Source organism: Halomonas halophila (genome assembly GCF_030406665.1).
GTDB lineage: Bacteria > Pseudomonadota > Gammaproteobacteria > Pseudomonadales > Halomonadaceae > Halomonas > Halomonas halophila.
In genome coordinates this window covers 3,259,427-3,282,979 of record NZ_CP129121.1, presented here as the reverse complement: position 1 = coordinate 3,282,979, position 23,553 = coordinate 3,259,427, and the positions used below count along the sequence as shown (strand labels likewise).

The 23,553-nt window shown below is 63.6% G+C and carries 34 protein-coding genes; 32 read left to right on the top strand and 2 right to left on the bottom strand.

What is annotated here, in order from left to right; genetic code table 11:
* The first annotated feature begins 2 nt into the window (after positions 1 to 2).
* The 30 genes from fusA to rplQ all read left to right on the top strand — a co-directional run bounded on the left by fusA (position 3) and on the right by rplQ (position 17,289).
* Positions 3 to 2,123 (top strand): elongation factor G, encoded by a 2,121-nt coding sequence (gene fusA / locus QWG60_RS15450; RefSeq protein WP_046077810.1) that lies wholly within the window; start codon positions 3 to 5, stop codon positions 2,121 to 2,123.
* Between the two features lie 29 nt (positions 2,124 to 2,152).
* Positions 2,153 to 3,346 (top strand): elongation factor Tu, encoded by a 1,194-nt coding sequence (gene tuf / locus QWG60_RS15445; protein WP_035596342.1) that lies wholly within the window; start codon positions 2,153 to 2,155, stop codon positions 3,344 to 3,346.
* Positions 3,347 to 3,510: 164 nt separating this feature from the next.
* Positions 3,511 to 3,822 carry a 30S ribosomal protein S10 gene (rpsJ, locus tag QWG60_RS15440; RefSeq protein WP_010626466.1) on the top strand — a complete coding sequence of 104 codons (312 nt, stop codon included), beginning with the start codon at positions 3,511 to 3,513 and terminating at the stop codon, positions 3,820 to 3,822.
* Positions 3,823 to 3,976: 154 nt separating this feature from the next.
* A complete protein-coding gene (rplC, locus tag QWG60_RS15435) occupies positions 3,977 to 4,615 on the top strand; it encodes a 50S ribosomal protein L3 (RefSeq protein WP_035596344.1) in 639 nt (212 codons plus the stop codon).
* Positions 4,616 to 4,629: 14 nt separating this feature from the next.
* Entirely contained in the window at positions 4,630 to 5,238 is a 609-nt protein-coding gene (gene rplD / locus QWG60_RS15430) for a 50S ribosomal protein L4 (protein ID WP_035596347.1), read from the top strand.
* Positions 5,235 to 5,531 (top strand): 50S ribosomal protein L23, encoded by a 297-nt coding sequence (rplW, locus tag QWG60_RS15425; RefSeq protein ID WP_046077809.1) that lies wholly within the window; start codon positions 5,235 to 5,237, stop codon positions 5,529 to 5,531. The genes rplD and rplW overlap by 4 nt, the downstream gene beginning before the upstream one ends.
* A gap of 17 nt (positions 5,532 to 5,548) precedes the next feature.
* Positions 5,549 to 6,379, top strand: coding sequence for a 50S ribosomal protein L2 (gene rplB, locus QWG60_RS15420; protein ID WP_035596353.1), 831 nt, complete (start codon positions 5,549 to 5,551; stop codon positions 6,377 to 6,379).
* Positions 6,380 to 6,412: 33 nt separating this feature from the next.
* Positions 6,413 to 6,688, top strand: coding sequence for a 30S ribosomal protein S19 (rpsS, locus tag QWG60_RS15415; RefSeq protein WP_026068605.1), 276 nt, complete (start codon positions 6,413 to 6,415; stop codon positions 6,686 to 6,688).
* Positions 6,689 to 6,705: 17 nt separating this feature from the next.
* Complete coding sequence (gene rplV / locus QWG60_RS15410) at positions 6,706 to 7,038, top strand: 50S ribosomal protein L22 (protein WP_035596356.1); 333 nt, start codon at positions 6,706 to 6,708, stop codon at positions 7,036 to 7,038.
* An 11-nt stretch (positions 7,039 to 7,049) separates the two neighbouring features.
* Positions 7,050 to 7,748, top strand: coding sequence for a 30S ribosomal protein S3 (gene rpsC / locus QWG60_RS15405; protein ID WP_016856414.1), 699 nt, complete (start codon positions 7,050 to 7,052; stop codon positions 7,746 to 7,748).
* A 15-nt stretch (positions 7,749 to 7,763) separates the two neighbouring features.
* Positions 7,764 to 8,177: a 50S ribosomal protein L16 gene (gene rplP / locus QWG60_RS15400; RefSeq protein WP_035596358.1), complete on the top strand. Its 414-nt coding sequence runs from the start codon at positions 7,764 to 7,766 to the stop codon at positions 8,175 to 8,177.
* Positions 8,177 to 8,368, top strand: coding sequence for a 50S ribosomal protein L29 (rpmC, locus tag QWG60_RS15395; RefSeq protein WP_035596360.1), 192 nt, complete (start codon positions 8,177 to 8,179; stop codon positions 8,366 to 8,368). The genes rplP and rpmC overlap by 1 nt, the downstream gene beginning before the upstream one ends.
* Position 8,369: 1 nt before the next feature.
* Positions 8,370 to 8,630: a 30S ribosomal protein S17 gene (rpsQ, locus tag QWG60_RS15390; protein WP_035596363.1), complete on the top strand. Its 261-nt coding sequence runs from the start codon at positions 8,370 to 8,372 to the stop codon at positions 8,628 to 8,630.
* A 52-nt stretch (positions 8,631 to 8,682) separates the two neighbouring features.
* Positions 8,683 to 9,054 carry a 50S ribosomal protein L14 gene (rplN, locus tag QWG60_RS15385; RefSeq protein ID WP_016856410.1) on the top strand — a complete coding sequence of 124 codons (372 nt, stop codon included), beginning with the start codon at positions 8,683 to 8,685 and terminating at the stop codon, positions 9,052 to 9,054.
* A gap of 14 nt (positions 9,055 to 9,068) precedes the next feature.
* A complete protein-coding gene (gene rplX / locus QWG60_RS15380) occupies positions 9,069 to 9,386 on the top strand; it encodes a 50S ribosomal protein L24 (RefSeq protein WP_035596367.1) in 318 nt (105 codons plus the stop codon).
* Positions 9,387 to 9,404: 18 nt separating this feature from the next.
* Positions 9,405 to 9,944, top strand: coding sequence for a 50S ribosomal protein L5 (rplE, locus tag QWG60_RS15375; protein WP_035596369.1), 540 nt, complete (start codon positions 9,405 to 9,407; stop codon positions 9,942 to 9,944).
* Positions 9,945 to 9,954: 10 nt separating this feature from the next.
* Positions 9,955 to 10,260: a 30S ribosomal protein S14 gene (gene rpsN / locus QWG60_RS15370; RefSeq protein ID WP_046077808.1), complete on the top strand. Its 306-nt coding sequence runs from the start codon at positions 9,955 to 9,957 to the stop codon at positions 10,258 to 10,260.
* A gap of 32 nt (positions 10,261 to 10,292) precedes the next feature.
* Complete coding sequence (gene rpsH / locus QWG60_RS15365) at positions 10,293 to 10,685, top strand: 30S ribosomal protein S8 (protein ID WP_035596374.1); 393 nt, start codon at positions 10,293 to 10,295, stop codon at positions 10,683 to 10,685.
* Positions 10,686 to 10,694: 9 nt separating this feature from the next.
* Positions 10,695 to 11,225, top strand: a complete 531-nt coding sequence (gene rplF, locus QWG60_RS15360) for a 50S ribosomal protein L6 (RefSeq protein ID WP_035596377.1) — start codon at positions 10,695 to 10,697, stop codon at positions 11,223 to 11,225.
* A gap of 9 nt (positions 11,226 to 11,234) precedes the next feature.
* Entirely contained in the window at positions 11,235 to 11,585 is a 351-nt protein-coding gene (gene rplR / locus QWG60_RS15355; RefSeq protein WP_016856404.1) for a 50S ribosomal protein L18, read from the top strand.
* 11 nt (positions 11,586 to 11,596) lie between these two features.
* Entirely contained in the window at positions 11,597 to 12,097 is a 501-nt protein-coding gene (gene rpsE / locus QWG60_RS15350) for a 30S ribosomal protein S5 (protein WP_035596380.1), read from the top strand.
* Between the two features lie 5 nt (positions 12,098 to 12,102).
* A complete protein-coding gene (gene rpmD, locus QWG60_RS15345; RefSeq protein ID WP_016419098.1) occupies positions 12,103 to 12,285 on the top strand; it encodes a 50S ribosomal protein L30 in 183 nt (60 codons plus the stop codon).
* 3 nt (positions 12,286 to 12,288) lie between these two features.
* Complete coding sequence (gene rplO / locus QWG60_RS15340) at positions 12,289 to 12,723, top strand: 50S ribosomal protein L15 (protein ID WP_016856402.1); 435 nt, start codon at positions 12,289 to 12,291, stop codon at positions 12,721 to 12,723.
* A complete protein-coding gene (gene secY / locus QWG60_RS15335) occupies positions 12,724 to 14,055 on the top strand; it encodes a preprotein translocase subunit SecY (RefSeq protein WP_035596383.1) in 1,332 nt (443 codons plus the stop codon).
* Positions 14,056 to 14,130: 75 nt separating this feature from the next.
* Entirely contained in the window at positions 14,131 to 14,244 is a 114-nt protein-coding gene (rpmJ, locus tag QWG60_RS15330) for a 50S ribosomal protein L36 (protein ID WP_008959154.1), read from the top strand.
* A gap of 124 nt (positions 14,245 to 14,368) precedes the next feature.
* Positions 14,369 to 14,725, top strand: a complete 357-nt coding sequence (gene rpsM / locus QWG60_RS15325) for a 30S ribosomal protein S13 (protein WP_016856399.1) — start codon at positions 14,369 to 14,371, stop codon at positions 14,723 to 14,725.
* 38 nt (positions 14,726 to 14,763) lie between these two features.
* Entirely contained in the window at positions 14,764 to 15,150 is a 387-nt protein-coding gene (rpsK, locus tag QWG60_RS15320) for a 30S ribosomal protein S11 (RefSeq protein ID WP_013331014.1), read from the top strand.
* 12 nt (positions 15,151 to 15,162) lie between these two features.
* Complete coding sequence (gene rpsD, locus QWG60_RS15315) at positions 15,163 to 15,783, top strand: 30S ribosomal protein S4 (RefSeq protein WP_016856398.1); 621 nt, start codon at positions 15,163 to 15,165, stop codon at positions 15,781 to 15,783.
* A gap of 84 nt (positions 15,784 to 15,867) precedes the next feature.
* The gene (locus tag QWG60_RS15310) at positions 15,868 to 16,866 is read left to right on the top strand and encodes a DNA-directed RNA polymerase subunit alpha (RefSeq protein WP_035596385.1); all 999 of its coding nucleotides are present in this window, start codon (positions 15,868 to 15,870) and stop codon (positions 16,864 to 16,866) included.
* 39 nt (positions 16,867 to 16,905) lie between these two features.
* Entirely contained in the window at positions 16,906 to 17,289 is a 384-nt protein-coding gene (gene rplQ, locus QWG60_RS15305) for a 50S ribosomal protein L17 (RefSeq protein WP_035596388.1), read from the top strand.
* A 100-nt stretch (positions 17,290 to 17,389) separates the two neighbouring features.
* Here rplQ and QWG60_RS15300 read toward each other — a convergent pair whose 3' ends face one another.
* Both QWG60_RS15300 and uvrA read right to left on the bottom strand, forming a co-directional pair.
* Positions 17,390 to 18,166, bottom strand: a complete 777-nt coding sequence (locus QWG60_RS15300) for a hypothetical protein (RefSeq protein ID WP_107182446.1) — start codon at positions 18,164 to 18,166, stop codon at positions 17,390 to 17,392.
* Between the two features lie 105 nt (positions 18,167 to 18,271).
* Positions 18,272 to 21,130: an excinuclease ABC subunit UvrA gene (gene uvrA, locus QWG60_RS15295; protein ID WP_146909598.1), complete on the bottom strand. Its 2,859-nt coding sequence runs from the start codon at positions 21,128 to 21,130 to the stop codon at positions 18,272 to 18,274.
* Between the two features lie 161 nt (positions 21,131 to 21,291).
* Between uvrA and QWG60_RS15290 the strand changes: the two genes are divergently transcribed.
* Both QWG60_RS15290 and ssb read left to right on the top strand, forming a co-directional pair.
* A complete protein-coding gene (locus QWG60_RS15290) occupies positions 21,292 to 22,665 on the top strand; it encodes an MFS transporter (RefSeq protein ID WP_046077805.1) in 1,374 nt (457 codons plus the stop codon).
* Between the two features lie 184 nt (positions 22,666 to 22,849).
* Positions 22,850 to 23,479, top strand: a complete 630-nt coding sequence (ssb, locus tag QWG60_RS15285; RefSeq protein ID WP_146909600.1) for a single-stranded DNA-binding protein — start codon at positions 22,850 to 22,852, stop codon at positions 23,477 to 23,479.
* The last annotated feature ends 74 nt before the right edge of the window (positions 23,480 to 23,553 follow it).

Sequence of the window (23,553 nt, the reverse complement as noted above, 5' to 3'; positions counted from 1 at the left end):
TCGTGGCTCGCAAGACTCCGCTCAAGCGTTACCGCAATATCGGTATCGTGGCCCACGTCGACGCCGGTAAGACTACCACTACCGAGCGTGTCCTGTTCTACACCGGTCTGTCTCACAAGGTCGGCGAGGTCCATGAGGGCGCCGCCACCATGGACTGGATGCAGCAGGAGCAGGAGCGTGGCATCACGATCACCTCCGCGGCGACCACCTGCTTCTGGCAGGGCATGAACAAGCAGTTCGATGAGCACCGCATCAACATCATCGACACCCCCGGGCACGTTGACTTCACCATCGAAGTCGAGCGTTCCCTGCGTGTGCTCGACGGTGCGGTCGTCGTGCTGTGCGGTTCCTCCGGTGTGCAGCCGCAGACCGAGACCGTCTGGCGCCAGGCCAACAAGTACGAAGTTCCGCGCATGGTGTTCGTCAACAAGATGGACCGTGCCGGTGCCGACTTCTTCATGGTCGTCAACCAGCTGAAAGACAAGCTGGGCGCCAACGTCGTGCCGATCCAGATCAACTGGGGCGCCGAGGACGACTTCAAGGGCGTGATCGACCTCATCCAGATGAAGGCCATCCAGTGGGATGAAGCCAACTTCGGGATGAACTACGAGCTGGTCGACATTCCTGCCGATCTGCAGGACAAGGCCGCGGAATACCGCGAGCACATGGTCGAGTCCGCCGCCGAGGCCTCCGAAGAACTGATGGAGAAGTACCTCGAGGAAGGCGACCTCTCCGAGGAGGAGATCAAGGCCGGTCTGCGTCGTCGTACGCTCGACAACGAGATCGTGCTGGTCACCTGTGGCTCCGCGTTCAAGAACAAGGGCGTGCAGGCGGTTCTGGACGGCGTGATCGAGTACATGCCGTCGCCGACCGAGGTCAAGGCCATCGAGGGTGAGCTGGACGACAAGGACGGCACCATTGCGACCCGTGAGGCGGACGACAGTGCGCCTTTCGCCGCCCTGGCGTTCAAGATCGCCACCGACCCGTTCGTCGGTACCCTGACCTTCATCCGCGTCTACTCCGGCGTGCTGAAATCCGGTGACAGCGTCTACAACTCCGTCAAGCAGAAGAAGGAGCGCGTCGGCCGTATCGTGCAGATGCACTCCAACTCCCGCGAGGAGATCAAGGAAGTGCTGGCCGGCGACATCGCTGCCTGCATCGGCCTGAAGGACGTCACCACCGGTGACACCCTGTGCGACCTGAATGACAAGATCATTCTCGAGCGCATGGAGTTCCCGGATCCGGTGATCTCCGTGGCCGTGGAGCCGAAGTCCAAGGCCGACCAGGAGAAGATGGGCGTCGCCCTCGGCAAGCTGGCCCAGGAGGATCCGTCCTTCCAGGTCAAGACCGACGAGGAAACCGGCCAGACCATCATCTCCGGCATGGGCGAGCTGCACCTGGACATCATCGTTGACCGCATGCGTCGCGAGTTCAAGGTGGAAGCCAACATCGGCAAGCCGCAGGTCGCCTACCGCGAAACCATCCGCAACAGCGTCGAGCAGGAAGGCAAGTTCGTTCGCCAGTCCGGTGGTCGCGGCCAGTACGGTCACGTTATCCTGCGTATCGAGCCGTTGACGGCCGAGGACAAGGGCGAAGATGAAGAGATGAACTTCAAATTCGCTTCTGAAATCGTCGGCGGTGTGGTTCCGAAGGAATACGTGCCGGCCGTCGAGAAAGGGGCCTATGAGCAGCTCCAGAACGGTGTCATCGCGGGCTACCCGATGATTGACGTCAAGGTCACGCTGTTCGACGGTTCCTACCACGACGTGGACTCTAACGAGACCGCGTTCAAGGTCGCCTCTTCCATGGCGATCAAGGAAGGCGCGCCCAAGGCCAAGGCCGTGCTCCTCGAGCCGGTGATGAAGGTCGAGGTCGTGACTCCCGAGGAATTCATGGGGGATGTCATGGGCGACCTGAACCGTCGCCGTGGTCTGGTCCAGGGCATGGACGACTCGCCCGCGGGCAAGGTCATCCGCGCCACCGTTCCGCTGGCTGAGATGTTCGGTTACGCAACCGACCTGCGCTCTCAGACCCAGGGCCGCGCGAGCTACACCATGGAGTTCGCGGATTACGAAGAGGCGCCGAACAGCGTCGTTGAAGCCGTCATCAACCAGAACGGTTAACCGTTAGCTAACGTAAAGAGGTCATAGCAGTGGCTAAGGAAAAATTCGAACGTTCCAAAACGCACGTCAACGTCGGTACCATCGGTCACGTCGACCACGGTAAGACCACGCTGACTGCGGCCCTGACTCGCGTGTCCGCGGAAGTCTTCGGTGGCGACGCTCGTGCGTTCGACTCCATCGACAACGCCCCGGAAGAGCGTGAGCGCGGCATCACCATCGCGACCGCTCACGTCGAGTATCAGTCCGAAGAGCGCCACTACGCGCACGTCGACTGCCCGGGTCACGCCGACTACGTCAAGAACATGATCACCGGTGCTGCCCAGATGGACGGCGCTATCCTGGTCTGCTCTGCCGCCGACGGCCCCATGCCGCAGACTCGCGAGCACATCCTGCTGTCTCGCCAGGTCGGCGTGCCGTACATCGTCGTGTTCCTGAACAAGGCCGACATGGTCGACGACGAAGAGCTGCTCGAGCTGGTCGAGATGGAAGTCCGTGAGCTCCTGAGCGAGTACGACTTCCCGGGCGACGACTGCCCGATCATCACCGGTTCCGCGCTGATGGCCCTGGAAGGCAAGGACGACAACGGCATGGGTACCACCGCCGTTGCCAACCTGATCAAGGCCCTGGACGCTTACATCCCGGAGCCGGAGCGTGCCATCGATCAGCCGTTCCTGATGCCGATCGAGGACGTGTTCTCCATCTCTGGTCGCGGTACCGTTGTGACCGGTCGTGTCGAGCGCGGCATCGTCAAGTCTGGCGAAGAAGTCGAGATCGTCGGCATCAAGGACACCACTAAGACCACCGTTACCGGTGTCGAGATGTTCCGCAAGCTGCTCGACGAAGGTCGTGCCGGCGAGAACATCGGCGCCCTGCTGCGCGGCACCAAGCGTGACGACGTCGAGCGTGGTCAGGTCCTGGCCAAGCCGGGCACCATCACCCCGCACACCAAGTTCGAGGCCGAGGTGTACGTGCTGTCCAAGGACGAGGGTGGTCGTCACACTCCGTTCTTCAAGGGCTACCGTCCGCAGTTCTACTTCCGTACCACCGACATCACCGGTACCTGTGAACTGCCGGAAGGCGTCGAGATGGTCATGCCGGGCGACAACGTCAAGATGGTCGTCAGCCTGATCGCTCCGGTCGCCATGGACGAAGGTCTGCGTTTCGCCGTTCGTGAAGGCGGTCGTACCGTCGGCGCCGGCGTCGTGGCCAAGATCGTCGAGTAAGCATCACGCTGATCGAGCGATCGAAGGGGGCTCCTTGCGGAGCCCCCTTTCTGCGCACCGTCACGAGGGGTTTGACTCTCGTCGGCGGCGCGCCTATAATGCGCATCCTTTGAATGCGTGGGTTGACGGCTCGCGCCGTCAAGATCCATTGGAGTTTAGGGCAAATGCAGAACCAGAAGATTCGCATTCGGTTGAAGGCCTTCGACCACCGCCTGATCGACCAGTCCGCCGCGGAGATCGTTGATACCGCCAAGCGTACCGGCGCCCAGGTGCGGGGTCCGATTCCTCTGCCGACCAATCGCGAGCGCTACACCGTGCTGATCTCTCCGCACGTGAACAAGGACGCTCGTGACCAGTACGAGATTCGTACGCACAAGCGCGTGCTCGACATCGTCGAGCCGACCGAGAAGACCGTTGACGCCCTGATGAAGCTCGACCTCGCCGCCGGCGTGGACGTGCAGATCAAGCTCGACTGATACCACACTAGACACTCGCGGCCCAGCGCCTGTCGGAACATGGTACAGGCAGCAGCCGCCGCGCCGGGATGGCGCCACACAACGTGCTAGTGGAATGCTCTGGAAAGGGCAGCCATAGCGGGTGATAGCCCCGTACACTAAAGGAGACGTAGTAATGACTATCGGTTTGGTCGGTACGAAGGCCGGGATGACCCGTGTCTTTACCGAAGACGGCGCCTCAGTGCCCGTGACCGTGATCGAGGTTGAACCGAACCGCGTGACTCGCGTCAAGTCCGTCGAATCCGACGGCTATGCCGCGGTGCAGGTGACAACCGGTTCCCGCAAGGCCAAGCATCTCTCCAAGGCCCAAGCCGGTCAGTTCGCGAAAGCCGGCGTCGAGGCCGGTCGTTCGCTGATGGAGTTCCGCCTGGAAGAAGGCGTCGAGGCTCCGGAAGTGGGCGGCGAACTCACCGTATCCCTCTTCGAGGCTGGTCAGAAGATCGACGTGACCGGCTCCTCCAAGGGTAAGGGTTTCCAGGGCGCCGTGAAGCGCTGGAACTTCCGTACCCAGGACAACAGCCACGGTAACTCCCTGGCCCACCGTGCACCGGGTTCCATCGGCATGTGCCAGACCCCGGGTCGCGTGTTCAAGGGCAAGAAGATGGCCGGTCAGCTCGGCAACGAGCGTTGCACCGTCCAGAGCCTGGAAGTCGTCCGTGTCGACGCCGAGCGTAACCTGCTGCTGGTCAAGGGTGCCGTGCCCGGCGCCACCGGCAGTGATGTCATCGTGCGCAGCGCCGTCAAAGCAGGCTGAAGGGGAATTTACCGATGAATCTGAATCTTGCAGGTGCTGGCGGCACCGTCGAAGTCGCCGAAGCCACCTTTGGCAAAGAGTTCAACGAAGCACTCGTGCACCAGGTCGTCACCGCCTATCTGGCCGGTGGTCGTCAGGGTACCCGTGCCCAGAAGAACCGTTCCGACGTTCGTGGCGGCGGCAAGAAGCCGTGGCGCCAGAAGGGCACCGGCCGTGCCCGCGCCGGTACCATCCGCTCGCCGATCTGGCGTGCCGGCGGCGTGACCTTCGCGGCTCGTCCGCAGGACTACACCCAGAAGGTCAACCGCAAGATGTACCGTGCGGCCATGCGCTCGATCCTCTCCGAGCTCGTGCGCCAGGAGCGTCTGGTGGCCGTCGACGCCTTCGCCGTCGAGACCCCCAAGACCAAGCAGCTGGTCGCCAAGCTGAGCGAGCTGGGCCTCGAGGATAAGGTGCTGATCGTCACCGAAGAGGTCGACGAGAATCTGTACCTCGCCGCCCGCAACATCCCGAACGTGGATGTCGTGGACGTCGCTGCCGCCGATCCGGTGAGCCTGGTTGCCTTCGACAAGGTCCTGGCCACCGTCTCCGCTCTGCGTAAATTCGAGGAGAAGCTGGCATGAACCAGGAACGTGTATTCAAGGTGCTGCTGGGTCCGCACGTGACCGAGAAGGCCGCCATGGCCGCCGAGCGCAACCAGTACGTGTTCAAAGTGGCAGGCGACGCGACCAAGCCCGAGATCAAGACCGCCGTGCAGGAGCTGTTCGGCAAGAAGGTCGATCGCGTTCAGGTCCTGAACGTCAAGGGCAAGACCAAGCGCACCGCGCATGGCACCGGTCTCCGTAAAGGCTATCGCAAGGCGTACGTCACCCTGGCCGCCGGCGAGACGCTCGAAGACTTCTCTGGCGCCGAGTAAAGGCAGGAGCACGGATCATGGCAATCGTCAAGACTAAACCTACTTCCGCCGGTCGTCGCCACGTCGTCAAGATCGTCGGCGAGGAGCTGCACAAGGGCCGCGCGTACGCGCCGCTGCTCGAAAAGCAGTCCAAGTCCGGTGGCCGTAACAACTACGGTCGCATCACCACCCGCCACGTGGGCGGTGGTCACCGTCAGCACTACCGGATCATCGACTTCAAGCGCACCAAGGATGGCGTTCCCGCCGTCGTCGAGCGCCTGGAGCACGATCCGAACCGTAGCGCCCACATTGCGCTGCTGAAGTACATGGACGGCGAACGTCGCTACATCATCGCTCCGCGCGGTGTGAAGGCCGGCGACCGTCTCGAGTCCGGCGTGAACGCAGCGATCAAGAAGGGCAACGCCCTGCCGCTGCGCAACATCCCGCTGGGTTCCACCGTGCACTGCATCGAGCTCAAGCCCGGCAAAGGCGCTCAGATCGCACGCAGTGCCGGTACCAGCGCCCAGCTGGTGGCCCGCGAAGGCAACTACGCCACCCTGCGTCTGCGCTCCGGCGAGATGCGCAAGGTGCTGGCCGAGTGCCGCGCGACCCTGGGTGAGGTGAGCAACTCCGAGCACAGCCTGCGTCAGCTTGGCAAGGCCGGTGCGAAGCGCTGGAAAGGCGTGCGTCCGACCGTTCGCGGCGTGGCCATGAACCCGGTGGATCACCCGCACGGTGGTGGTGAAGGCCGCACCAGCGGTGGTCGTCATCCGGTGTCTCCGTGGGGTATGCCCACCAAGGGCCACAAGACCCGCAAGAACAAGCGCACCGACAAGCTGATCGTCCGTCGCCGCAAGGCCCGGAAATAAGATCCCACGCCAAGACATTAAGAGGTAACGGCTGTGCCACGTTCACTGAAGAAAGGTCCTTTTATTGACCTTCATCTGCTGAAGAAGGTTGAGACTGCAGTGGAGAAGGGCGAGCGCAAACCGATCAAGACCTGGTCGCGCCGCTCCATGATCCTGCCCAACATGGTCGGGCTCACCATTGCGGTCCATAACGGTCGCCAACACGTCCCGGTGCACGTCTCCGAGGAAATGGTTGGCCACAAGCTGGGCGAATTCGCTGCCACCCGCACCTATCGCGGTCATGCGGCGGACAAGAAAGCCAAACGGTAAGCCAAGAGGATTAAGAGATGGAAGTCACAGCAAAGCTGCGTGGCGCTAGCTTATCCGCCCAGAAGGCCCGTTTGGTGGCTGACCAGGTGCGCGGTAAGCCGGTCGCCGAAGCACTCGATCTGCTGACCTTCTCCCCGAAGAAGGCCTCCAAGCTGGTCAAGAAGGTGCTGCAGTCCGCCATCGCGAACGCGGAAGAAAACAACGGCATGGATATCGACGAGCTGCGTGTCTCGACCATCTGCGTCGATGAGGGCATGACGCTCAAGCGCATCCGTCCGCGCGCCAAGGGCCGTGCGGATCGCATTCTGAAGCGCACCTGCCACATCACCGTCAAGGTAGCCGAGAAGTAGGAGTCGACCAGATGGGTCAGAAAGTCAATCCGACAGGCATTCGCCTGGGTATCGTCAAGGACCATACCTCGGTCTGGTATGCCGAGCGCGGCGCCTATGCCGATAAGCTGAACAACGACCTCGAGGTGCGTAGCTTCCTGGAAGAGCGTCTCAAGAACGCCTCCGTGAGCAAGATCACCATCGAGCGTCCGGCCAACAACGCCCGCGTCACCATTCACACTGCCCGTCCGGGCATCGTGATTGGCAAGAAGGGCGAGGACGTCGACAAGCTGCGTCGCGAAGTCACTCAGATGATGGGCGTGCCGGTTCACGTCAACATCGAGGAAGTTCGCAAGCCGGAGCTGGACGCCCAGCTCGTCGCGCAGAACATCGCCGGCCAGCTCGAGCGTCGCGTCATGTTCCGTCGCGCCATGAAGCGCTCCGTCCAGAACGCCATGCGCCTGGGCGCCGGCGGTATCAAGGTGCAGCTCTCAGGCCGTCTCGGCGGCGCCGAGATCGCCCGCACCGAATGGTATCGCGAAGGTCGCGTGCCGCTGCACACCCTGCGTGCGGACATCGACTACGCCACCTACGAGGCCAAGACCACCTACGGCATCATCGGTGTCAAGGTCTGGGTCTTCAAGGGTGAAATCCTCGGGGGCATCGAGGAGGTCCGCGCCAAGGCCAAGCAGCCGCAGAGCGCGCCCTCCAAGAAGAAAGGTTCCAAGTAAGGGGAGAGCGAGTCGATGTTACAACCCAAGCGTTTGAAATTCCGCAAGGTGCAGAAGGGCCGCAACCGTGGCCTGGCGCATCGCGGTAGCAAGGTGAGCTTCGGCGAGTACGGCCTGAAGGCCACTGGTCGCGGTCGCGTCACCGCCCGTCAGATCGAAGCCGGCCGTCGTGCCATCACCCGTCACGTCAAGCGTGGCGGCAAGATCTGGATCCGTGTCTTCCCCGACAAGCCGATTTCCAAGAAGCCGCTGGAAGTCCGGATGGGTAAGGGTAAGGGCTCTGTCGAATACTGGGTCGCGCAGATCCAGCCCGGCCGTGTCCTGTACGAGATCGAAGGCGTTTCCGAGGAGCTGGCACGCGAGGCATTCGCCCTGGCCGCCCAGAAGTTCCCGGTCTCCACCACCTTTGTGAAACGGACGGTGATGTGATGAAAGCCCAGGAAATTCGTGAAAAGTCCGCAGAGCAGCTCCAGGAGCAGCTCCTCGAACTCCTCCGCGAGCAGTTCAACCTGCGCATGCAGAAGGCCACCGGCCAGCTCAGCCAGACCCATCTGCTCAAGCAGGTTCGTCGGGATATCGCCCGCGTGAAGACTGTGCTCAACGAGAAGGCAGGTGTCTGAGATGGCCGAAGAGAAAAAAGCCCGTACGCTCACCGGCAAGGTGGTGAGCGACAAGATGGACAAGTCCATCGTTGTGATGATCGAGCGTCGTGAGCGCCACCCGATCTACGGCAAGTACGTCAAGCGCTCCACCAAGCTGCACGCCCATGACGAGGCGAACCAGGCCAAGGCCGGTGATACGGTCTCCATCGAGGAGAGTCGTCCGCTGTCCAAGAAGAAGGCCTGGACCCTGGTCGAAGTTCTCGAACAGGCCAAGGGTTGATCGGCAAACGCCAGTCGAACCAGTGCAGTCAGTTTAGGTTTGGAGAAAACCGATGATTCAGACTCAGACAATGCTGGATGTCGCCGACAACAGCGGGGCGCGCCGGGTGCAGTGCATCAAGGTGCTCGGCGGTTCACACCGCCGTTACGCCCGCGTCGGCGACGTCATCAAAGTCACGGTGAAAGAAGCCATCCCGCGTGGCAAGGTCAAGAAAGGCCAGGTCCTCAAAGCGGTGGTCGTTCGCACCCGTAGCGGCGTCCGTCGTAACGACGGTTCGCTGATCCGCTTCGATGGAAATGCGGCGGTTCTGTTGAACAACACCAACGAACAGCCGATTGGTACCCGGATCTTCGGTCCGGTGACCCGTGAGCTTCGCACAGAGAAGTTCATGAAGATCATTTCCTTGGCGCCTGAAGTGCTGTAAGGAGCGAGGCGGATATGCAAAAGATCAAACGTGACGACGAAGTCGTCGTCATCGCCGGGAAGGACAAGGGCAAGCGTGGCACCGTGAAGCGCGTCCTCAAGGACGACCGCTACATCGTGTCCGGTGTGAACATGATCAAGCGTCACACCAAGCCCAATCCCATGGCGGGTAATCAGGGCGGTATCGTCGAGCGCGAGGCTCCGATTCACGCGTCCAACGTGGCCATCTTCAACCAGGAGACCGGTAAGGCAGATCGCGTCGGCGTCCAGGTTCAGGAAGACGGTACCAAGGTACGTATCTACAAGTCGACGCAAGCGCAGATCGACGCCTAACGCGAGTCGGGTAGCAAAATGGCGAACTTGAAAGAACGTTATCAGAACGAGGTGATGGCTAAGCTGCAAGAGCAGTTCAGCTACGCCAACGTGATGCAGGTGCCCCGGATCACCAAGGTGACCCTGAACATGGGCATCGGCGAAGCGACCAGCGACAAGAAGCTGATCGACAACGCCATCGGTGACCTGGAGAAGCTCTCCGGTCAAAAGCCGCTGGTGACCAAGGCGCGCAAGTCCATCGCGGGCTTCAAGGTGCGTGAAGGCTGGCCGATCGGGATCAAGGTGACCCTGCGCTCCGAGCGCATGTGGGACTTCCTCGATCGCCTGGTGAATATCGCGATCCCCCGCGTTCGTGACTTCCGTGGTCTCAACCCGAAGTCCTTCGACGGTCGTGGCAACTATTCCATGGGGGTGCGTGAGCAGATCATCTTCCCGGAGATCGAGTATGATAAGATCGACCGGATCCGTGGTCTGGATGTCACCATCACCACCACCGCCAACACCGATGAAGAAGGTCGTGCGCTGCTGAGCGCATTGAACTTCCCGTTCAAGAAATAAGGGTGGGATCATGGCAAAGAAAAGCATGGTAGAGCGTGAGGCGAAGCGCGCCGAGCTGGTGGAGAAGTATGCCGCCAAGCGCGCCGAGCTCAAGGCGATCATCCAGGACGTGAACGCTTCTGACGAAGAGCGCTTCGAAGCGCAGCTCAAGCTGCAGCAGCTGCCGCGTGACTCCAGCCCGGTGCGCCAGCGCAACCGCTGCCGCGTCACTGGCCGTCCGCACGGCTACTACAACAAGTTCGGCCTCGGCCGCAACAAGCTGCGTGAAGCCGCCATGCGTGGCGATGTGCCCGGACTCAAGAAGTCCAGCTGGTAACGTCACGTAGAATCATCAGGAGCGCAACGTAAATGAGCATGCAAGACACTCTGGCGGATATGTTCACCCGTATCCGCAATGCGCAGATGGCCACCAAGGAGACGGTTTCCATGCCGTCCTCCAAGCTCAAGGTCGAGGTGGCCCGCGTGCTGAAGGAAGAGGGTTATGTCACGGACTACGCCGTCAGCGACGAGGCCAAGCCGTCGCTGACCGTGACCCTCAAGTACTTCGAAGGCAAGCCGGTCATCGAACATCTGCAACGGGCTTCCAAGCCGTCTCTGCGCAGCTACAAGGGCAAGGACTCCCTGCCCAAGGTTGCCGATGGCCTGGGTATCGCGATCGTCACCACCTCCAATGGTGTGATGACCGACCGCGCGGCCCGTCAGGCCGGTGTCGGTGGTGAAGTCATCTGCACCGTATTCTAGGAGTTTGGAATGTCACGCGTAGCCAAATATCCGGTTAAAGTGCCCGCCGGCGTCGAGCTCAAGCTCGACGGCGACCAGCTGTCCGTCAAGGGCAGCCAGGGCGCGCTGTCCATGACCGTTCACCCCGACGTGGCGATCGCTCATGAGGAAGGTCAGGTGACCTTCCAGCCGAGCGAGTCCGCCAAGAGCTGGGCGATGGTCGGCACCACCCGTGCCCTGGTTCAGAACCTGGTCACCGGTGTTTCCGAGGGCTTCACCAAGACCCTCGAAATTAATGGCGTCGGTTATCGTGCCCAGGCCAAGGGCCAGACGCTGAACCTGACACTGGGCTTCTCACACCCGGTCGACTACGAACTGCCTGAAGGTGTCGTGGCGGAAACGCCGAAGAACACCACTATCGTGCTGAAGAGCGCGGACAAGCAGAAGCTCGGCCAGGTTGCCGCGGAAATTCGCGCTTACCGTCCGCCCGAGCCCTATAAGGGCAAGGGTATCCGGTACGGCGACGAACAAGTCCGCCGCAAAGAAGCCAAGAAGAAGTAAGGCAGGGTTATGAACGCGAAGAAAGAATCTCGTCTCCGTCGTGCCCGCCGCGCTCGCGCCAAGATCCGCGAGCTGGGCGTGTATCGCCTGTGCGTCAACCGTACCCCGCGCCACATCTACGCGCAGATCATCTCGCCGGATGGTGGCAAGGTCCTGGCCAGCGCTTCCACGCTGGACAAGGCCCTGCGCGAGGGTGCGACCGGTAACGTCGACGCCGCCACCAAGGTCGGCGCGCTGATTGCCGAACGGGCCAAACAGGCAGGCATCACCCAGGTGGCCTTCGACCGTGCCGGTTTCAAGTACCACGGTCGTGTCAAGGCCCTGGCCGACGCCGCTCGTGAAGGCGGCCTGGAATTCTAAAGGGTTTTACGATGGCGAAGAACGAACAGCAAAGCGGCGATCTGCAGGAAAAGCTCGTGCAGGTCAACCGTGTCGCCAAGGTGGTCAAGGGTGGCCGGATCTTCGGCTTCACCGCCCTGACCGTCGTCGGCGACGGTAACGGTCGTGTTGGCTTCGGTCGTGGCAAGGCGCGTGAAGTGCCGGTCGCGATCCAGAAGGCCATGGACCAGGCGCGTCGCAACATGGTCAAGGTCAACCTGAAAGGTGGCACTCTGCAGTACGCCGTCAAGGCCCGTCACGGTGCCTCCAAGGTGTACATGCAGCCGGCTTCCGAAGGTACCGGTATCATCGCCGGCGGCGCCATGCGCTCCGTGCTCGAGCTGGCCGGCGTCCATGACGTCCTGGCCAAGTGCTACGGCTCCACCAATCCGGTGAACGTGGTGCGTGCGACCGTCAACGGTCTGACCGCCCAGCGCTCTCCGGAAGACGTGGCCGCCAAGCGCGGTCTGTCTGTCGAAGCGATCACGGGGTGAGTACCATGGCAGCTACGATCAAGGTTACCCAGACCCGCAGCACCATCGGCGTGCTGGCCAAGCACAAGGCCACCATGAAGGGCCTCGGCCTGCGTCGCATCGGTCACACGGTCGAACTGGAAGACACCCCTGCCGTTCGCGGCATGATCCACAAGGTCAACTACCTTGTGCGTGTTGAGGGAGAGTAATCCATGAAACTCAATAGCCTGAGCCCGGCACCGGGCTCCAAGCACGCCGAAAAGCGCGTCGGTCGTGGCATCGGCTCCGGTCTGGGCAAGACCGGCGGTCGTGGCCACAAGGGCCTGAAGTCGCGCAGCGGCGGCAGCGTGAAGCCCGGCTTCGAAGGCGGTCAGATGCCGCTGCAGCGTCGTCTGCCGAAGTTCGGTTTCACTTCCGCGAAGTCGCTGGTCTCCCAGGAAGTCCGCCTGGCCGAACTCGGCCGGGTCGAGGGTGACGAAGTCACTCTGGACACCCTGAAGCAGGCCAACGTGCTGAAGGATGCCACCCAGTATGCCAAGGTGATCCTTTCCGGCGAACTGAACAAGGCGGTTACCGTCCGCGGCCTCAAGGTCACCAAGGGTGCCCGTGCCGCGATCGAAGCCGCCGGCGGTAAGGTAGAGGACTAAATGGCCAAGTCAGGAAACATGCCGGCGATGGGCAGCGGTCTGAGTGAACTCTGGGCGCGTCTGCGCTTCGTGCTCCTCGCCATCGTGGTCTACCGTATCGGTGCCCACATTCCCGTTCCCGGTATCAATCCTGACCAGCTTGCTGCCTTGTTCAGGGAGCAGCAGGGCACCATCCTGGGCATGTTCAACATGTTCTCGGGCGGTGCCCTGGAACGCATGAGCATCTTCGCGCTCGGCATCATGCCGTACATCTCCGCGTCGATCATCATGCAGCTGCTGACCGCCGTCTCGCCTCAGCTGGAGCAGCTGAAGAAGGAAGGCGAGGCCGGTCGTCGCAAGATCAGCCAGTACACCCGCTACGGCACCGTACTGCTGGCTCTGGTCCAGGCCATCGGCATGTCCGTGGGCCTGGCGAGCCAGGGTATCGCCTACACGGCCGACTTCAGCTTCTATTTCACCGCCGTCGTCACCTTTGTGTGCGGTGCGGTGTTCATGATGTGGCTGGGCGAGCAGATCACCGAGAAGGGCATCGGCAACGGCATCTCGCTGCTGATCTTCGCGGGGATCGTCGCCGGTCTGCCGGGGGCCGTGGGCCAGGCCTTCGAACTGGCCCGTAATGAAGGCGCATGGAACGTGCTGCCGCTGCTGGCCTTGTCCCTTCTGGGCATCGCCACCGTGGCCTTCGTGGTGTTCATCGAGCGCGGCCAACGCCGCATCACGGTGAACTATCCGCGTCGCCAGGTCGGCAACAAGATGTACGCCGGCCAGAGCAGCTACCTGCCGCTCAAGGTCAACATGGCGGGCGTGATTCCGGCGATCTTCGCCTCGAGCATCCTGCTGTTCCCGGCTTCGCTGGGTCAGTGGGTCGGTGCCGGGGACGGCATGGAGTGGCTGCAGCGTGCATCCCAGGCTCTTGGCCCGGGTCAGCCGCTGTACATCTTGCTTTTCGCGGCAGCGGTGGTATTCTTCTGCTTCTTTTACACAGCGCTGGTCTTCAATCCCAAGGACGTCGCCGACAACCTCAAGAAGTCGGGGGCCTTCCTTCCGGGCATCCGCCCCGGCGAGCAGACCGCTCGCTACGTCGACAAGGTCATGACCCGTCTGACCCTGTTCGGTGCCCTCTACATCACTGCTGTTTCCCTGATGCCCCAGTTCCTGATCGTGGCCTGGAACGTACCGTTCTTCTTCGGCGGTACTTCGTTGCTGATCGTGGTGGTGGTCATCATGGACTTCATGGCCCAGGTGCAGTCGCATCTCATGTCGCATCAGTACGATTCGGTGATGAAGAAGTCCAACCTGAAAGGCTACGGCAGCGGCGGCATCACGCGCTGAGTGCGCCGCTGGTGAATTGGCGCGCCGCGAGCTGAATTGTTGGCTCGCGACGCGGGCCAACAATGGAGAGGAACGATGAAAGTTCGAGCTTCCGTGAAGAAAATGTGCCGTAACTGCAAGATCATTCGTCGCAATGGCGCCGTGCGCGTCATCTGCAGCGAGCCGCGGCACAAGCAGCGTCAGGGCTGATCCCTGATACTGCACTAAACCGGGTGCCGGCATGCCCCTTGCCCTTTGCAGGGTGAAGGGGTATGCTGTTGCGCCTTTTGTAGATGACTAATCGAGCAAGCCGCTCAAATTTCGGAGTAAGCTGATGGCCCGTATTGCAGGCGTCAATATCCCGGACAACAAGCATGCGGCGATCTCGCTGACCTATATCTTCGGGATTGGCCGCACTCGCGCTCAGGAAATCTGTGTCGCGGCCGGCATTGCGCCGACCACCAAGATCCAGGAGCTGTCTTCTGACGAAGTCGACACCCTGCGTTCCGAAGTCGGTAAGTACACCGTTGAAGGCGATCTTCGTCGTGATGTGACGCTGAACATCAAGCGTCTCATGGACCTGGGTTGCTATCGTGGTCTGCGTCATCGTCGTGGTCTCCCGCTGAAGGGTCAGCGGACCAAGACCAATGCGCGCACCCGCAAGGGTCCGCGTAAGCCGATTCGCAAATAACACGCACGTTCTGCGTAACGACAGGAATTGACATCAACATGGCTAACCCGCGTAGCAACCGTAAAAAGGTTAAAAAGCAGGTAGTGGATGCCGTCGCGCATATCCACGCCTCTTTTAACAACACGATCATTACGATCACAGACCGCCAGGGCAACGCCCTCTCCTGGGCGACTGCCGGTGGTTCGGGTTTTCGTGGTTCTCGCAAGAGCACCCCGTTCGCTGCTCAAGTGGCAAGCGAACGTGCAGCGACCGCTGCAGCCGAGTATGGTGTGAAAAACGTCGACGTGCTGGTCAAAGGCCCCGGTCCGGGCCGTGAATCCGCCGTGCGTGCACTGAATGCCGCCGGCTTCCGCGTGCAGAGCATCACCGACGCGACGCCCATTCCGCACAATGGCTGCCGTCCGCCGAAGAAACGCCGCGTTTAAGGAGACAGATTCATGGCTCGTTATATTGGACCGAAGTGCAAACTGTCTCGTCGTGAAGGCACCGACCTCTTCCTGAAGAGCGGTGTCACTCCCTTCGAGAAGAAGTGCAAATCCGAGCAGATCCCGGGTGTGCACGGCCAGCGTCGTCAGCGGATTTCCGACTACGGCTTGCAGCTTCGCGAGAAGCAGAAAGTACGCCGCATGTACGGCGTGCTCGAGAAGCAGTTCCGCAACTACTACAAGGAAGCGGCCCGTCTGAAGGGCGCGACCGGTGAGCTGTTGCTGCAGCTTCTCGAATCCCGACTGGACAACGTCGTCTACCGCATGGGCTACGGCGCCACTCGCTCCGAGGCCCGCCAGCTGGTGAGCCACAAGGCGATCGCCGTCAACGGCAAGACCGTCAACGTGGCGTCCTACCAGGTCAAGCCCGGTGACGTGGTCTCCGTCCGCGAGAAGGCCAAGAACCAGGCGCGTATCCAGAACGCCCTGAGCATCGCCGCCAACCGTGGCGATGTCGCCTGGGTCGAGGTCGATGCCAAGAAGATGGAAGGCACTTTCAAGGCTCTGCCTGAACGCGGTGACCTGTCTGCCGACATCAATGAGCAACTGATCGTCGAGCTGTACTCGAAGTAAGCGGCGATCGCCGCGCCGCCCTCCCCGCGGGGTGGGCGGCCTTCAGTACCGAGTATCCGTTTGGCAGCCTGAAAGGTATTCATCATGCAGCGTTCAGTGACAGAGTTTCTCCGTCCTCGCGACATCAAGGTCGAAGAGATCAACGCGCACCACGCAAAGATCGTGCTCGAACCCTTCGAGCGTGGCTTCGGCCACACTCTGGGCAACGCTCTGCGTCGTATCCTGCTCTCGTCCATGCCCGGCTGTGCCGTGGTGGAGGCCGAGATCGCCGGTGTCGATCACGAGTACAGCGCGATCGAGGGCGTCCAGGAAGATGTCATCGAAATCCTCCTGAACCTCAAGGACGTGGCGATCAAGATGCACAGCCGCGACGAGGCGGTGCTCTCGCTGAACAAGCAGGGCCCGGCCATCGTGACCGCGGGTGACATCGCTCTCGACCACGACGTCGAGATCGTCAACCCCGAGCACGTCATCGCACACGTCAACGAGGGCGCCGAGCTGAAGATGCAGCTCAAGGTGGCCCGCGGCCGCGGCTACGAGCCGGCGGACGTCCGTGGCGAAGCCGACGACGAGTCTCGTGCCATCGGCCGTCTGCAGCTGGATGCGACCTTCAGCCCCGTGCGTCGGGTTTCCTACACCGTCGAGGCCGCGCGTGTCGAACAGCGCACCGACCTCGACAAGCTGATTCTCAATCTGGAAACCGACGGCACCCTGGATCCTGAAGAGGCGATCCGTCGCAGCGCGACTATCCTGCAAGAGCAGCTGGCCGCGTTCGTCGACCTGGAAGCCGACAAGGAACAGGAAGTGGAAGAGGAAGAGGATCACATCGATCCGATCCTGCTGCGCCCCGTAGACGATCTCGAGTTGACCGTCCGCAGCGCCAACTGCCTGAAGGCCGAGAACATCTACTACATCGGGGACCTGATCCAGCGCACCGAGGTGGAGCTGCTGAAGACCCCGAATCTCGGCAAGAAGTCCCTGAACGAGATCAAGGACGTGTTGGCCGCCCGTGGTCTGTCCCTGGGTATGCGGCTGGAAAATTGGCCGCCCGCTAGCCTGAAGGACGACAAGGCCTCCGCGTGAGCGTCGACTCGAGTCCCAGTTTGGTAAGGAATCACAACCATGCGTCATCGTAAGAGTGGTCGTCATCTGAATCGCACCAGCTCGCACCGCCAGGCCATGTTCAAGAACATGAGCGTGTCGCTGGTCGAGCACGAGGTGATCAAGACAACCCTGCCCAAGGCCAAAGAGCTGCGTCGTCACATCGAGCCGCTCATCACCCTGGCCAAGCAGGACAGCGTCGCCAACCGTCGTCTGGCCTTCAGCCGCACCCGCTCCAAGGAAGCGGTCGGCAAGCTCTTCAACGAGCTGGGTCCGCGTTACGCCAATCGCCCGGGCGGTTACGTCCGTGTGCTCAAGTGCGGTTTCCGCACTGGCGACAACGCCCCCATGGCCTACGTCGAACTGGTCGACCGTCCGGTCGTCGAGGACGCCGCCGAGGAGTGATCCTCGCGCGCGACCTCCAGGTCCGACACGAAACCGGCTCCCTCAGGGAGCCGGTTTTTTTATGTCGCCCCGTGCGGGGTGGCGTGGTGTCGCCGGCGGATCAGAAGCGATAGCTGTAGGCCACCACCGGTCCCTCGTAGATGACTTCCTCGAGGAAGTCGCTGTCGTCGAGCCGCCACTTCATGTAGCGATAGCCTGCGGTCACGCTGCTGGCTCCCCAGGCGTACTCGGCGGCGGTGAAGGCCTGCAGGCTGATCTCGGTGCTGCCGGTACCGACGTCCACGATGAAGGGCGTGGACCAGCGGGGCGTGAAGCTGTAGTGCCCGCGCAGGCCGAAAGTAGCGTCGGTCAGGTTGTCCTCGGTATCGAAGCGCCGGGCCCCATCGTCGGTTTCCACGGTCAGGTCGGTATCGAAGCGCGTGTAGCGGATGCCGCCTGTGCCGTAGACGGACCAGTTGGCGTCGCGGTACCACTCATGGCCGACGAAGGCGTGAGCCATGGTCGTCCTGGTGGTGAAGTCCAGCGCCGCTTCGATGGCGTCCGGTCCGTCGGGTTCCTCGCTTTCCACCGGCACGTCGACGTCGCCGTCCTTGCCGATATCGGCGTAGAGGCCGTCGAAGCCGTAGAGCCAGGGGCCGCGGCGATGCACCAGGGTGCCCATCAGGCCGAACTCCAGGTTCTCCATCACCGTCTGGCGGCTGGTCTCGAGGCGCGTGCCGCCCTCCAGCGTCTGGTCGACGTCGGTGCCCCACAGGTAGAGCGAGGCCGTGGTCTCGTCGGCCTGGGCCTGAGGCGTCGCCAGCGCCAGGCATAGCACCGTGCCGCCCAGCAGGCATGTGGTGGTCGAGGCGGGTATGCGGGAGGTGGCGAGAGGCATGGGCGGTCTCCAGAGGCGGAAGGGGACGAGGTTCGTCTCTGGAAAAGCTAGCAGATTCTGCCTCGTTCGCCGCCGATCGTTCCGACCGGCGGCGAACGGTGGGGATCAGGCGGGAGTGGTGTCTCGCGAGGTGGCCGCCGCCCGCTCCAGCAGCGGCTGGAGGAAGCGCCCGGTGTGGGAGATCTCCTGGCGCGCGACCTGTTCCGGGGTGCCCTCGGCGATGATGCGCCCGCCGCCGGAGCCGCCCTCGGGGCCGAGGTCGATCAGCCAGTCGGCGGTCTTGATCACGTCGAGGTTGTGCTCGATGACCACGATGGTGTTGCCGTGGTCACGCAGCCGGTGGAGCACCGTCAGCAGCTGGCGGATGTCCTCGAAGTGCAGGCCAGTGGTGGGCTCGTCGAGGATGTAGAGCGTCTTGCCGGTGTCACGCTTGGCCAGCTCCCGGGCCAGCTTGACGCGCTGGGCCTCGCCACCGGACAGCGTGGTGGCGCTCTGGCCCAGGCGGATGTAGGACAGGCCCACGTCCATCAGCGTCTGCAGGCGGCGGGCGATGGCCGGCACCGGGCTGAAGAACTCCAGCGCCTCCTCCACGGTCATCTCCAGCACCTCGTCGATGCTCTTGCCCTTGTACTGCACCTCGAGGGTTTCGCGGTTGTAGCGCTTGCCCTTGCACACGTCGCAGGGCACGTAGATGTCCGGCAGGAAGTGCATCTCCACCTTGATCATGCCCTCGCCCTGGCAGGCCTCGCAGCGCCCGCCCTTGACGTTGAACGAGAAGCGCCCGGGCTTGTAGCCGCGGGAGCGTGCCTCCTGGGTGCCGGCGAACAGCTCGCGGATCGGCGTGAAGATGCCGGTGTAGGTGGCCGGATTGGAGCGCGGCGTACGCCCGATCGGGCTCTGGTCGATATCGATCACCTTGTCCAGGTGCTCGAGGCCCTCGATGCGGTCGTGGGCCGCCGGGCTCAGCGCCGTGGCGCGATTCAGCTCGCGGGCGGCGATCGGCATCAGCGTCGTGTTGATCAGCGTCGACTTGCCGGAACCGGAGACCCCGGTCACGCACACGAACAGCCCCAGCGGCAGACTCAGGGTCACGTCCTGCAGGTTGTTGCCCCGGGCGCCGTGCAGGACCACCTGCTTCTCCGGGTTGCCGGGGATGCGCCAGGGCGGCACCTCGATGCGCCTCTCGCCGGACAGGTACTGGCCGGTCAGCGAGTCCGGCGTGGCCATGACCTGCTCCGGCGTGCCCTCGGCCACCACCCGGCCGCCGTGGACGCCGGCGCCGGGGCCGATGTCGAGCACGTGGTCGGCGGCGCGGATGGCGTCCTCGTCGTGCTCGACCACGATCACGGTGTTGCCCAGGTCGCGCAGGTGCTCGAGGGTATGGAGCAGGCGGTCGTTGTCGCGCTGGTGCAGGCCGATGGAGGGCTCGTCGAGGATATACATCACCCCGACCAGGCCGGCCCCGATCTGGCTGGCCAGGCGGATGCGCTGGGCCTCGCCGCCGGACAGGGTCTCGGCGCTACGCTCGAGGTTGAGGTAGTCGAGCCCGACGTTGACCAGGAACTCGAGGCGCGCGCGGATCTCGTTGAGGATCTTCTCGGCGATCTCGCCCTTGCGGCCCGGCAGCGTCAGGGCCTGGAAGTAGGACAGTCCCTCGCCGATCGGCAGGCGCACCACGTCGGGCAGGGTCCGGTCGTCGATGTAGACGTGGCGCGATTCCTTGCGCAGCCGCGAGCCGTGGCAGCTCGGGCAGGGCTGCACGGCGATGTGACGGGCCAGCTCCTCGCGCACCGAGCTGGATTCGGTCTCGCGATAGCGGCGCTGCATGTTGGGCAGCACGCCTTCGAAGGGGTGCTCGCGGGTGACCTTGCGGCCACGGTCGTTGACGTAGTGGAAGGCGATGTCGTCGCTGCCGCTGCCGTGCAGGATGACCTCGCGCTCGTGGCGGGCGAGGTCCTGCCAGGGCGTCTCCAGGGTGAAGCGGTAATGGTCCGCCACCGCCTGCAGCTGGTTGAAGTAGTAGACGCTGCGCCGGTCCCAGCCCTTGATCACTCCCTCGGCCAGCGACAGCTCGGGATGGCTGATCAGCTTGTCCGGATCGAAGTACTGCTGCACGCCCAGGCCGTCGCAGCTCGAGCAGGCGCCGGCCGGGTTGTTGAACGAGAACATCCGCGGCTCGAGCTCGGAGATCGAGTAGCCGCACACCGGGCAGGCGAAGCGCGACGAGAAGGCGATGTCGTCGCGCTCGCCGTCCATGAAGTGGATCAGCGCGGTGCCGTCGGCCAGCCCCAGGGCGGTCTCGAAGGACTCGGCCAGGCGCTGTTCCAGGCCCTCGCGGACCTTGATGCGGTCCACCACCACGCTGATGTCGTGTTTCTTGTTCTTGTCGAGCGGGGCGATGTCGTCGAGTTCGAGCACCTGGCCGTCGACCATGGCGCGCACGAAGCCCTGGGCGCGCAGTTCGGCCAGCAGCTGCAGGTGCTCGCCCTTGCGGCCGCTGACCACCGGGGCCAGCAGCATCAGCTTGCTGCCTTCCGGCAGTGCCGTCACCTGGTCGACCATCTGCGAGATGGTCTGGGCCTCGAGGTCCTCGCCGTGCTCCGGGCAGCGGGGCGTGCCGGCGCGGGCGAACAGCAGGCGCAGGTAGTCGTAGATCTCGGTGATGGTGCCCACGGTGGAGCGCGGGTTGTGGGAGGTCGACTTCTGCTCGATGGAGATCGCCGGCGACAGGCCCTCGATGTGGTCGACATCGGGCTTCTCCATCATCGACAGGAACTGCCGGGCGTAGGTGGAGAGCGATTCCACGTAGCGCCGTTGGCCCTCGGCGTAGAGGGTGTCGAAGGCCAGCGACGACTTGCCGGAGCCCGACAACCCGGTGACCACGATCAGCTTGTCCCGGGGCAGCTCGACGTCGATCTGCTTGAGGTTGTGGGTACGGGCACCCCTGACCAGAATCCTGTCCATTCCTACCTCGCGGGCCGCGGCAAAAGATCGATTATACGGGCCCGGCCCGGAGCGCGGCAAAGTCGCCGGGGGGAGGCGGCGTTTCGTGTACCGAGGCGACGCGGTAGAATACGCGGTCCATCCGGGCCCCGCGCCCTCCCTCTGGAAGTACTGGAATCGCTATGTCCAAGGCCAGCTTGCTGTTAGCCGCCGAGCGGCGGGCCATCGTCGGCCTGGCCGGGCTCTATGCCACGCGCATGCTCGGCCTGTTCATGGTGCTGCCCGTCCTGGCCCTGAAGGCCGAGGAACTGATCGGCGCCACGCCGCTGCTGGTCGGCTTCGCGCTCGGCATCTATGGCCTTACCCAGGCGGTACTGCAGATCCCTTTCGGCGTGCTGTCAGACCGCATCGGCCGCAAGCCGGTGATCGCCGGCGGGCTGCTGCTGTTCCTGATCGGCAGCGTGGTGGCGGCCCAGGCCGACGACATCGCCGGGGTCATACTCGGGCGTTGTCTGCAGGGCAGCGGCGCCGTGGCCGCCGCCATCATGGCGCTGCTGGCGGACCAGACCCGCGAGCAGGTGCGCACCGCGGCCATGGCCACCATCGGCCTGTCGATCGGCGTGGCCTTCGGCGTGGCCATGGTGCTGGGGCCGCTGGTCTCGGCACACTTCGGCCTGTCCGGTGTGTTCTGGTTCACCGCCGCCCTGGCGGTGCTGGGGCTCGGCGTGCTGTGGAAGCTGGTGCCCCGGGCGCCGCAGCGCCGCGGCCATCATGACGTGGGCCTGGACCGCCGCCAGCTGAAGGGCCTCGTCGGCCGCCTCGACCTGTGGCGGCTCAACGCCTCCATCTTCGGCCTGCACCTGGTGCTGATGGCGATCTTCGTCGCCGTGCCGTTCCGGTTGATCGAGGCCGGCATCGCCGAGCCGCAGCACGGCCTGGTGTATCTCGGCGTGATGGGGCTGTCCTTCGTGGCCATGGTGCCGCTGGTCATCGTCGCCGAGAAGCGGCGCAAGATGAAGCTGATGTGCCTCGGGGCGATCGCCGCCATCGTCGCCAGCCTGCTGGGGCTGGGCCTCGAGGGGCACGGCCTGGCGCCGCTGCTGGGTTGGCTGTTCGCCTTCTTCACGGCGTTCAATCTGCTCGAGGCGACGCTGCCGTCGATGATCAGCAAGCTGGCGCCGGCCGGCGCCAAGGGCACCGCCATGGGGCTGTATTCCACCAGCCAGTTCCTCGGGGCCTTCCTTGGCGGCGTGCTGGGCGGCTTCCTGTCGCAGCACTTCGGCCTGACGGCGGTGTTCCTCGGCGTGGCCGTGATCGGCCTGGCCTGGTTCGTGTTCATGCTCGGCATGACCCCGCCGCGCCACCTGTCCAGCGAGGTGGTGGCGCTGGCCGAAGAGCAGCAGGACGATGCCCTCGATGCCCTGATGGCGCGCTTCGCCGCGGTCGCCGGGGTCGAGGACGTGCTGGTGGTGCCCGAGGAGCGCCTGGCCTATCTCAAGGTCGACCGCGAGCGGCTGGACACCGAGGCCCTGTCGCGGCTGACCGGGTCACGTTGACCGGGTCACGCTGACCCGCCGGCGGCGTCGCGGCGGGAAGTCGCGTATAGTATCGGGATCGGACTTTCACGTGCCGGGTGTGGCCCGCGCGTCAATCTACATGCATTCGAGCGTTCCGGAAGGCCGGGGCCTTCGCCCGGGGTCGTCCGGCGCCCCGTCTTCCGACAGAATCAAGGAGTCAACCATGGCCCGTGGCGTCAACAAGGTCATTCTCATCGGCAACCTCGGACAAGATCCCGAGGTGCGCTTCACCCCGTCCGGCACCGCCGTGGCCAACCTCAACCTCGCCACCACCGATACCTGGATGGATCGCCAGAGCGGCCAGCGTCAGGAACGCACCGAGTGGCACCGGGTGGTGATGTTCAACAAGACCGCCGAGATCGCCCAGCAGTACCTGCGCAAGGGCAGCAAGGTCTACATCGAGGGCCGCCTGCAGACGCGCAAGTGGCAGGACCAGAACGGCCAGGACAAGTACTCCACCGAGATCGTCGCCAACGACATGCAGATGCTCGATTCGCGTGGCGGCGAGATGGGCGGCGGCCAGCCCCGTCAGCAGGGCGGCAACTACGGCCAGCCCCAGGGCGGTCAGCAGCAGGGCGGTGGCTTCGGCGGCCCGCAGCAGGGTGGCAACTACGGTCAGCCTCAGGGCGGTCAGCCCCAGCAGGGCGGCGGCTTCGGCGGGCAGCAGCAGGGCGGTCAGCGTCCCGCTCCTCAGCCGGCGCCCAACCAGGGCGGCGGTCAGCAGCAGGGCGGCAACTTCGGCGCCCCGGATCCGGGCAGCTTCGACGACTTCGACGACGAGATCCCGTTCTAAGGACGCGCCTCGACGCTGCTTCACGACGCCCTGCCTCGGCAGGGCGTCGTCGTTTCTGCGTTGGAGCTGCGCGT

Coding starts and splice junctions, on each gene's coding strand:
- rplF (WP_035596377.1), top strand. CDS start 10,695: ATGTCACGCGTAGCCAAATATCCGGTTAAAGTGCCCGCCGGCGTCGAG.
- secY (WP_035596383.1), top strand. CDS start 12,724: ATGGCCAAGTCAGGAAACATGCCGGCGATGGGCAGCGGTCTGAGTGAA.
- rplX (WP_035596367.1), top strand. CDS start 9,069: ATGCAAAAGATCAAACGTGACGACGAAGTCGTCGTCATCGCCGGGAAG.
- rpsJ (WP_010626466.1), top strand. CDS start 3,511: ATGCAGAACCAGAAGATTCGCATTCGGTTGAAGGCCTTCGACCACCGC.
- rpsM (WP_016856399.1), top strand. CDS start 14,369: ATGGCCCGTATTGCAGGCGTCAATATCCCGGACAACAAGCATGCGGCG.
- rplN (WP_016856410.1), top strand. CDS start 8,683: ATGATTCAGACTCAGACAATGCTGGATGTCGCCGACAACAGCGGGGCG.
- rpsN (WP_046077808.1), top strand. CDS start 9,955: ATGGCAAAGAAAAGCATGGTAGAGCGTGAGGCGAAGCGCGCCGAGCTG.
- rpsQ (WP_035596363.1), top strand. CDS start 8,370: ATGGCCGAAGAGAAAAAAGCCCGTACGCTCACCGGCAAGGTGGTGAGC.
- uvrA (WP_146909598.1), bottom strand. CDS start 21,130: ATGGACAGGATTCTGGTCAGGGGTGCCCGTACCCACAACCTCAAGCAG.
- rplR (WP_016856404.1), top strand. CDS start 11,235: ATGAACGCGAAGAAAGAATCTCGTCTCCGTCGTGCCCGCCGCGCTCGC.
- rplO (WP_016856402.1), top strand. CDS start 12,289: ATGAAACTCAATAGCCTGAGCCCGGCACCGGGCTCCAAGCACGCCGAA.
- QWG60_RS15310 (WP_035596385.1), top strand. CDS start 15,868: ATGCAGCGTTCAGTGACAGAGTTTCTCCGTCCTCGCGACATCAAGGTC.
- rplQ (WP_035596388.1), top strand. CDS start 16,906: ATGCGTCATCGTAAGAGTGGTCGTCATCTGAATCGCACCAGCTCGCAC.
- rpsH (WP_035596374.1), top strand. CDS start 10,293: ATGAGCATGCAAGACACTCTGGCGGATATGTTCACCCGTATCCGCAAT.
- rpmC (WP_035596360.1), top strand. CDS start 8,177: ATGAAAGCCCAGGAAATTCGTGAAAAGTCCGCAGAGCAGCTCCAGGAG.
- rplE (WP_035596369.1), top strand. CDS start 9,405: ATGGCGAACTTGAAAGAACGTTATCAGAACGAGGTGATGGCTAAGCTG.
- rplC (WP_035596344.1), top strand. CDS start 3,977: ATGACTATCGGTTTGGTCGGTACGAAGGCCGGGATGACCCGTGTCTTT.
- rpmJ (WP_008959154.1), top strand. CDS start 14,131: ATGAAAGTTCGAGCTTCCGTGAAGAAAATGTGCCGTAACTGCAAGATC.
- rpmD (WP_016419098.1), top strand. CDS start 12,103: ATGGCAGCTACGATCAAGGTTACCCAGACCCGCAGCACCATCGGCGTG.
- rplP (WP_035596358.1), top strand. CDS start 7,764: ATGTTACAACCCAAGCGTTTGAAATTCCGCAAGGTGCAGAAGGGCCGC.
- rpsK (WP_013331014.1), top strand. CDS start 14,764: ATGGCTAACCCGCGTAGCAACCGTAAAAAGGTTAAAAAGCAGGTAGTG.
- rpsE (WP_035596380.1), top strand. CDS start 11,597: ATGGCGAAGAACGAACAGCAAAGCGGCGATCTGCAGGAAAAGCTCGTG.
- rplD (WP_035596347.1), top strand. CDS start 4,630: ATGAATCTGAATCTTGCAGGTGCTGGCGGCACCGTCGAAGTCGCCGAA.
- QWG60_RS15290 (WP_046077805.1), top strand. CDS start 21,292: ATGTCCAAGGCCAGCTTGCTGTTAGCCGCCGAGCGGCGGGCCATCGTC.
- rpsC (WP_016856414.1), top strand. CDS start 7,050: ATGGGTCAGAAAGTCAATCCGACAGGCATTCGCCTGGGTATCGTCAAG.
- rplV (WP_035596356.1), top strand. CDS start 6,706: ATGGAAGTCACAGCAAAGCTGCGTGGCGCTAGCTTATCCGCCCAGAAG.
- QWG60_RS15300 (WP_107182446.1), bottom strand. CDS start 18,166: ATGCCTCTCGCCACCTCCCGCATACCCGCCTCGACCACCACATGCCTG.
- ssb (WP_146909600.1), top strand. CDS start 22,850: ATGGCCCGTGGCGTCAACAAGGTCATTCTCATCGGCAACCTCGGACAA.
- rplW (WP_046077809.1), top strand. CDS start 5,235: ATGAACCAGGAACGTGTATTCAAGGTGCTGCTGGGTCCGCACGTGACC.
- rplB (WP_035596353.1), top strand. CDS start 5,549: ATGGCAATCGTCAAGACTAAACCTACTTCCGCCGGTCGTCGCCACGTC.
- rpsD (WP_016856398.1), top strand. CDS start 15,163: ATGGCTCGTTATATTGGACCGAAGTGCAAACTGTCTCGTCGTGAAGGC.